A 5,994-nucleotide genomic window follows, 5' to 3' on the forward strand; every position below is an offset into this window, starting at 1 on the left:
CGCCATGGGCTGGGCCGTCGACCCCACCGGCCTGTACGACCTGCTGCGCCCCGCCGCGACCGTCTCCGCCGCCGCCACACCGCAGACGCGTGCCGCGCCGTGGGTGGCGATGTGCAGGGCGCCGCGCGGGGCGGACTGCGGTACGCCCATCTCGACCACCACGGTGTCCGGGGCTGCGGCGAGCAGGGTGTCCAGGGCCGTGCGCATCCAGGGGTGCCGGTGTTCGTCGCGGACCACGGCGACGACGCGGCGGCCGGCTGCGGCCTTCAGGGCCACCGCACCGGCGTCGGGGCCGGTGAAGTGGCCGGTGACGGTGCCGGGCAGCAGCCGCTCCAGCTCCGCCCCGACGCCCCACGGGGTCTCGTCGCCCACGGCGATGTTCGGGGCGGGGTTGAAGGTGGCGACGTACACCGGACCGGTGACCGGCGTGGAGCCGGCGGCGCGGGTGACGGTCACCGCGCGGCGGGCGGCCCTGAGGCCGATCTCCGGTTCGGGGTCGGCCGTGGCCGCCGGGGAGCGTCGTACGCCGGCGGTCCAGTCGGCCAGGGAGCGCACCCGGGCGGCGGCGTCGGCGAGCCGTTCCTCCGGGAGTTCGCCGGAGCGTACGGCCTGCACCAGCGCGTCCTGGAGGCTCTGCACCGTGCCCTCGTCGCACAGCCCGCCTCCCACGCAGATCGCGTCGGCGCCGGCCGCGATGGCGAGGACGACCCCGTGTTCGAGGCCGTACGTGCCGGAGATGGCGCGCATCTCCATGCCGTCGGTGACGATCAGCCCCTGGTAGCCGAGTTCGCCGCGCAGCAGATCGGTGAGGATGCGCCGGGAGAGCGTGGCCGGGCGGTCCGGGTCGAGGACCGGTACCCGGATGTGGGCGCTCATGACGGCACGGGTACCGGCCGCGATCGCCGCCCGGAACGGCTGCAGTTCACGCTCGTGCAGCGTCGTGGCGTCGAGGTCGATGTGCGGGACCGCGTGGTGGGAGTCGACGCTGGTGTCGCCGTGGCCGGGGAAGTGCTTGGTGCAGGCGGCGACGCCGGTGGACTGCAGGCCCTCCACGTACGCGGCGGTGTGCCGGGCGACCAGGGCGGTGTCCCCGCCGAAGGAGCGCACGCCGATCACCGGGTTGTCCGGGTTGGCGTTGACGTCGGCGGACGGCGCCCAGTTGAAGTTGACCCCGCACTCGGCGAGCCGGCGGCCCAGTTCTCGGGCGACGCCCCGGGTCAGGCCGGTGTCGTCGACCGCGCCGAGTGCGTGGCTGCCGGGGAAGGAGGAGCCGGTGCGGACCTCCAGGCGGGTGACGTCGCCGCTCTCCTCGTCGATGGCCACCAGCAGGTCGTCCCGCTCGGCCCGCAGCTGCGCGGTGAGGGCGGTGACCTGCTCGGCGGTGGTGACGTTGCGGCCGAAGAGGGCGACGGAGGCGAGGCCCTCGCCGAGCCTGCGGCGTATCCAGTCGGGCGCGGTGGTGCCGGCGAAGCCGGGCTGCAGTACGGCCAGCGCGTCACGGGTGAGTGTGTCGGTGCCGGTGGTGAATGTCGTCATCGGGTGGCGTTATCCCTTCACGGCGCCCGCGGTGAGGCCGCTGACGGCCTTGCGCTGCAGGTAGACGAAGAGGATCAGGATCGGAATGGCGAAGAGCGACGATGCGGCCATGGTCGCGCCCCAGTCGTTGCCGAACTGGCTCTGGAAGCTGGACAGCCACAGCGGCAGTGTCTGCGCCTCGGCGTCCTTGTTGAGCACCAGGACGAGGGCGAACTCGTTCCAGGCGGTGATGAATCCGAACAGCGAGGTGGCCATCAGGCCCGGGGCGAGCAGCGGCAGGATGATCCGGCGGAACGCCTGGGCGCGGGTGCAGCCGTCGACCATCGCCGACTCCTCCAGCTCCTTGGGCACGGCGGCGACGAAGCCGCGCAGCGTCAGGATGGTGAAGGGCAGGATCATCATCATGTAGAAGAGCGTCAGCGGGACGAGGCTGTTCAGCATGGACGCGTCCCGCACGATCATGTACATCGCAATGATCATGACTTCCCAGGGCGCCATCTGCGCCAGCATGAAGCCGATGATGAAGCCGCGCCGCCCCTTGAAACGCATCCGCGCGAGGGCGAAGGAGCCGGCCAGCGCGATCATCAGGGAGAAGACCACGGCCAGCACGGTGACCGTCAGCGAGTTGGTGACGTAGGTCCAGAAGTGGTCGACGTCGGTCGCGGTCCTGAAGTGTTCGAAGGTGATGTCGGTCGGGAACCAGACCGGGTCCTCCGAGAGGATGTCGCCGGTCGGCTTGAGGGCCGTGTTGAACATCCAGTACACGGGGAAGACGAAGCCGATGAACAGGACGACGGCCGTGGCGTTGGGCCACAGGCGGCCGAAGAGCGAGCGCTTCACAGCTCGTCCTCCTCTTGCTTGAGCACGATCCGCAGGTAGTAGGCGGTCAGGCCGAGCAGGATCGCGATGGTCAGGACGGCGATCGCCGCGCCCATGCCGTAGTGCTGGTTGCCGACGCCCTCGACGAAGGCGTAGACGGGCAGGATCTCGGTGAGCCGGTCGGGGCCGCCCTCGTTGATGAGGTAGACCTGCACGAACGCCTTGAAGACCCAGATGATCTCCAGGAACGTGGTGGCGTAGAGGAACGGCCGCAGGAACGGCAGGGTGACCGCGGTGAAGCTGCGCCAGGCGCCGGCGCCGTCGAGGGAGGCGGCCTCGTAGAGCTCCTTCGGGATCGTGGTGGTGGCCGCGTAGAGGTTGATCGCGACGAACGGGATGGACATCCACACGATCAGTACGGTGATGACGAAGAACGTCGACAGCTGGCTGCTGGTCCAGCTGTAGTCGGCCATGGAGTGCCAGCCGAGCTTGTCCAGGACCCAGTTGACGACGCCGAAGCGCTGCGCGAACAGCCACTGGTAGACGGTGGTGGCGGCCACGATGGGCATGGCCCAGGCGAGCACCAGGCCCAGCAGCAGGGTGAACCGCATCCACTTGCCGAGACGGGCGAGCAGCAGCCCGACCAGTGCGCCCAGCACCATGATCAGGACGACGTTGACCGCCGTGAACAGGATCGAGCGGAGGGTGACCCGCCAGAAGTCCTCGCTGGTGAGGGCCGCCTGGTAGTTGTCGATGCCGTTCCACTCGGTGGCGCGCTGGATCAGCTGCGTCATGTTGAGGTTCTGGAACGACAGCAGCACGTCCTTGAGCAGCGGCCAGCCGAGCAGCAGCACGGAGGCCACGCAGGCGGGCAGCAGCAACAGGTACGGGGCGAGCGCGCCGGCACGCGACGCCGCTCTCGGTGTCTTCCCGCCGGGTCCCCCGTCGTCCGCCTTGCGGACGTCCGCCGGGCCGGAGGGCGGCCGTTCGGTCTGCACGGTCATGCTCGCGATCTCTCTTCTCGACATACTCGACGCCGGGGCGGGGGCCGGCGAGTGGCCGGCCCCCGCCCTCTCCGTGCGCTCGCCGCGCCTACTGCTGCTGCGAGAGGCGCTTGTTGAACTCGCCCTCGACCTGCTTCGCGGCTTCGGCCGGGGTCTTGCCGTTGAGGACGGCGGTCAGGTACGTCTTGATCGGGTTGGGGTCGTTCTCCACGGCGGCCCACTCCGGGATCAGCGGCGTGGTGCCACCGACGGCGGCGGCCGGCGCGGCGGCCTCGGCGGGGGCGTTGCCCTTCAGGTTGGTCTGCAGCGACTCCTTGTTGGGGATGACGCCGTTGAGCTTGGCCAGCTGGCCCTCGAACTTGTCGGAGAGGGCGATCTTCAGGAACTCCTTGGCGAGCTCCTGCTTCTTGCTGCCCGCGGCGACGGCGAGGTTGGAGCCGCCGAGGAAGACGCCCTCGGGCTTGTCGGCCGTGGCGCCGGGGACGGTGAAGTAGCCGATGTCCTTCTCGATCTTGGGGTTGGCCTCGATCGCGATGCCGGCTTCCCAGCCCATGCCGATGAACGCGCCGACCTTGCCGTCGGCGAAGACCTCGCCCTGCTGCGGGGTGGCCTCGTCCTTGTCCTTCGGCGCCTTGGACAGGGCCTGGAACTTCTTGTACGTCTCCGCGGCGGCGGCGACCTTCGGGTCGTCGAGGTTGGAGACGTACGTGTCCCCGTCCTTCTTGACCAGTTCGCCGCCCTCGCCGATCACCAGGCCGACGAAGTGGTACCAGTTCTGGCCGGGCAGGTAGATCGGCTCGGCGTCGGTCTTGTCACCGATCGTCTTGAGCGCGGCGTAGAACTCGTCGCGGGTCTTGGGCGTGTCCTTGAGACCGGCGTCCGCCCAGACCTTCTTGTTGTAGAGGACGACGCGGTTGGCGAAGTACCAGGGCGCCGCGTACTGCTTGCCCTCGAAGACGGACGACTCGTTGAGCGACTCGGTCCACTCGCCGCCGATCTCGGCCTTGAGGTCGGCGAGGTCGGCGAGGCCGCCGGTCTTGGCGTAGGCCGGGGTCTGGGTGTTACCGATCTCGAAGACGTCCGGCGGGTTCTCCTCGGACAGCGAGGTGGTCAGCTTCTGCTGGATGCCGTTCCACTGCTGGACCTCGAACTTGACCTTCGCCTTGGTCTTCTTCTCGAACTCGGCGGTGAGGTCCTTCTGCCACTGGTCAGGCGACGAGCCGTCCATCACCCACACGGTGAGCGTCTCGCCGGCGTAACCGTCCGCGCCTGCCTTCTTGTCGCCGTCACCACTGTCGCCGCCACACGCAGCGACGGAGAACAACATGCCCGCGACCCCGATCGCGGCTATCAGCTTGCGCTTCACGCGCCACCCCTCCTCAGGAATGCCTTCCACACCCACGCCCTCGGCGGTGACCTCACAACGGCGCAACGGCTCGGCGGGCTGGGACCCCGGCTTCCTCTAAATGGTTTAGACCAGCAAGGGGAGCTTGGCCTAGACCTATGGACGTGTCAAGGGTCGTGGACTCACGCCTGGATAACGGCTCGGACACTGCCGGCGGGCCTCAGAACCCCACCCAAACGGGGACGGGTTGAAGGGTTGGATTGTGGTCCGCCCTGGTGCTGGTGACGGTGCTGCCGGCGCTGGCCGCGGCCGGCAACTACCCGCTGGCCCTGGCGGTGGTCTTCGTCGACGGGGTGGCGGTCGGCTGTCTGAACGTCGCCATGAACGCGCGGGGCGCCGCCCTGGAGGAGCACTACGGCCGGGGCGCGATGGCCCAGCTCCACGCGATGTTCGGCGGCGGGGCGTTCGCGGGCGCGCTGCTGGCCTCGACGAGTCTTTCCAAATGCCTACGGGCACGAAGAGAGGGTGCTCATGATCGTTTGTGACGACGAACTTGAACACCCTCGTGACCGCACTGTACGTGAAGATCGACGACGACTTGGCGGGTATCGTGCGGCTGCCGGGCCGGCCACCGAAACTCAGTCACTCGGAGTTGCTGTGCCTGGCGGTCATGCAGGCGATGCTCGGCTTCCACTGCGAGGCCCGCTGGCTGCGGTACGTCCGCGCACACCTCCAGGACATGTTTCCCTTCGTCCCGCAGGATGCCGGCTACAACAAGCGGCTGCGTGCCGCGCTGCCGCAGATCAAACGCGTGATACGGGTGCTCGCCAAGGACACCGACTTCTGGCACGACACGGTGTGGATCACGGACTCGACCCCGGTGCCGTGCGGGATGTCCCGCCCCACGGTCAAGCGCTCGGAGCTGGCGGGCTGGGCCAACTACGGCTACTGCGCGTCGCATTCGCGGTTCTTCTGGGGGCTGCGGCTGTACCTGGTGTGCACCCCGGCCGGGATGCCGATCCTGTGGGCGCTGGCCGATCCGAAGCTCGGCGAGCGCGAGGTGCTGGCCGCGATGCTGGAGGTCGATGCCGAGCTGGTGCGCGTGCGGCCGGGCCTGCTGCTGATCAGCGACAAGGGCTTCGCGTCGAAGACCTTCGAGCGGTCACTGTCCGTACAGGGCATCACGCTGCTGCGGCCGTCGAGGAAGAGGGAGATCCTGCGGCCCGGCGAGCCGATGCTCAAGAAGGTCCGCCAGCTGATCGAGTCGGTCAACGACACCCTCAAGGGCCA

The 5,994-nt window shown here is 69.0% G+C and carries 5 protein-coding genes and 1 pseudogene; 2 read left to right on the forward strand and 4 right to left on the reverse strand.

The genetic code is table 11. The features are described 5' to 3' along the window. From B9S61_RS34125 to B9S61_RS34140, 4 genes are all read right to left on the reverse strand, one after another. A partial coding sequence (locus B9S61_RS34125) for a glycoside hydrolase family 3 protein (protein WP_103545648.1) occupies nucleotides 1–1,536 on the reverse strand: 1,536 nt, incomplete at its 3' end. A gap of 9 nt (nucleotides 1,537–1,545) precedes the next feature. After that, nucleotides 1,546–2,376, reverse strand: coding sequence for a carbohydrate ABC transporter permease (locus B9S61_RS34130; RefSeq protein ID WP_103545649.1), 831 nt, complete (start codon nucleotides 2,374–2,376; stop codon nucleotides 1,546–1,548). Beyond that, nucleotides 2,373–3,359, reverse strand: a complete 987-nt coding sequence (locus B9S61_RS34135) for a carbohydrate ABC transporter permease (protein ID WP_103545650.1) — start codon at nucleotides 3,357–3,359, stop codon at nucleotides 2,373–2,375. Before B9S61_RS34135 ends, B9S61_RS34130 begins: the two co-directional genes overlap by 4 nt. An 88-nt stretch (nucleotides 3,360–3,447) precedes the next feature. Then, nucleotides 3,448–4,725 (reverse strand): extracellular solute-binding protein, encoded by a 1,278-nt coding sequence (locus B9S61_RS34140; RefSeq protein WP_103545651.1) that lies wholly within the window; start codon nucleotides 4,723–4,725, stop codon nucleotides 3,448–3,450. A gap of 230 nt (nucleotides 4,726–4,955) precedes the next feature. Between B9S61_RS34140 and B9S61_RS34145 the strand changes: the two are divergent. After that, a pseudogene (locus B9S61_RS34145) lies at nucleotides 4,956–5,192 on the forward strand (MFS transporter); the annotation flags it as partial. 53 nt (nucleotides 5,193–5,245) lie between these two features. Then, on the forward strand, nucleotides 5,246–5,994 hold a 749-nt coding region (locus tag B9S61_RS34150; RefSeq protein ID WP_103543553.1), incomplete at its 3' end, for an IS982 family transposase.

It is taken from the genome of Streptomyces sp. SM1 (assembly GCF_002910825.1).
GTDB classification, from domain to species: Bacteria; Actinomycetota; Actinomycetes; order Streptomycetales; family Streptomycetaceae; genus Streptomyces; species Streptomyces okerensis.